The sequence below is a fragment of the Microcystis sp. M53602_WE12 genome, from assembly GCF_030065455.1.
GTDB lineage: Bacteria > Cyanobacteriota > Cyanobacteriia > Cyanobacteriales > Microcystaceae > Microcystis > Microcystis aeruginosa.
This window is the reverse complement of sequence record NZ_JASJFB010000574.1, coordinates 1-1,533: the sequence shown is the minus strand read 5'-3', so window position 1 is coordinate 1,533 and position 1,533 is coordinate 1. Positions and strand designations below refer to the sequence as shown.

1 protein-coding gene and 1 pseudogene are annotated in these 1,533 nt (G+C 35.7%); both read right to left on the bottom strand.

Translation table 11 applies throughout. From position 1 onward, the window contains the following. Positions 1 to 92, bottom strand: a 92-nt coding sequence (locus tag PX482_RS18460) for a helix-turn-helix domain-containing protein (RefSeq protein ID WP_194033543.1), incomplete at its 3' end; no start/stop codon positions are given. Between the two features lie 701 nt (positions 93 to 793). After that, positions 794 to 1,268 (bottom strand): annotated as a pseudogene (locus PX482_RS18455) (IS1634 family transposase); the annotation flags it as partial. Positions 1,269 to 1,533: the final 265 nt, after the last annotated feature.

Here is a 1,533-nt window from a genome sequence, read left to right as displayed (position 1 = left end):
GTGCTTTGATGACATCCGAGCCAGACGGCCATTTGCCGTTGAGATAAATTTCCCTCCTGACTAAGTTGGTAGAGCAAGTTTCTTTGTTCTATGTTAAGATGTTGGGGGCTTCGTTTTTGGGTCTGATTTGTTTTTGTTAATGATCAGACAGTACCTGATGAGCCTTTCTTTGTCAACTCTTGAGGTTGATGCGTTTCATTTTTGAATTGGCGAAGGATTATTACAAAATAGTCTAGAAATTATTGCTTGCAATGAGGAAGATGCTATAACTATAGCTAAATTTCGAGTTTTAACTAAAAGTGCAGGATTATCCTTAGGAGATCGTGCTTGTCTTGCTTTAGGTAAACGCTTGAATTTACCTGTGTTAACAGCAGACAAAGTATGGACCAGTTTATCTCTGGGAATTACTATTACTTTGATTCGTTAAAGTTCATCATCATTTGACAAATACTTTTTAACAACTGAAAATTTGGAACTGCATTCAAAACAGTAATAAGGTGCGTTAATGAAATGTAACGCACCCTACAGGATTGGATATCACTAGAGATTAAAACCCACATTCCGCACTTTATGATTAAGTCGCAATAACGCCACCAAGAAAAACTGATTGAACCGACAAAATTTGTTGACATTAGAGAATTTTTACATCTGACTTCACCAAGAATAATTTGACAGAAGCAAGGATCGCTCAAGTTAGACATGGTTAAACTAAAGTGGCCTAATTTATTGGACACTTTTCGGGGAAAAAGTTTTTTCTGGGATTGACTTAAACTGAATTTGCTCAATTTGATTCTCAACTTACTTGGTAGTAATTTTGGCAATAAATCGAAAAATATTCAAGAATATCAAGAATCTCCTCAGTTAAATTACTGATGTGGCTTTGAGCATTAATCTTGACTAAATGAATCCCCTGTAAAATCTGAAATATCCATCTTAAAGTTGGTTTATCTGTGGCTTTACCAAGTTTATTTTTGACTTTTCCACCTTTCCTTTGTAGTTCCCCTCTTAACATTCTTTGTCCCAGACTATATACTAATAAGCATATTCCCATTAAAAAAACCATTGTTTCTATCCTTTTTGGGGTTTTCACCAAGACACTATCTGCTAGAAATAAGGGGTCTTTAATGAATCTAAATCCTCGTTCACAAGATTGTTGTGCTTTATATTCATCAAGCATTTCTTCCGCCGATAGGTTTTCCTTGTCGAGAACAGGCGATAATAAATCTTCCTGCTCTTTCTGTTTCGGCTTTAATAATTTGGCTCTTCTCTACTTTGTGTGATAAGCACTGATTATCATTCGTAGGAGTCTTGCTAGGCAAGGCTTTGAAGACTATATTTCTATAAAATTATCCCTATTCTTCTTCCCTCCACACAGAAACCAGAAGAGCCATAATTTCGGCTCTTCGTTACTTGTTATGGTTCGATAGGGGGGCATAAATCGACTAAATCCTTATCTGGCAAGAGACTTAATTGATTAGTTCGCTCTAGATAAAAAACAATTGACAAAAATCGCTAAATGCCTTTCTCTATAAG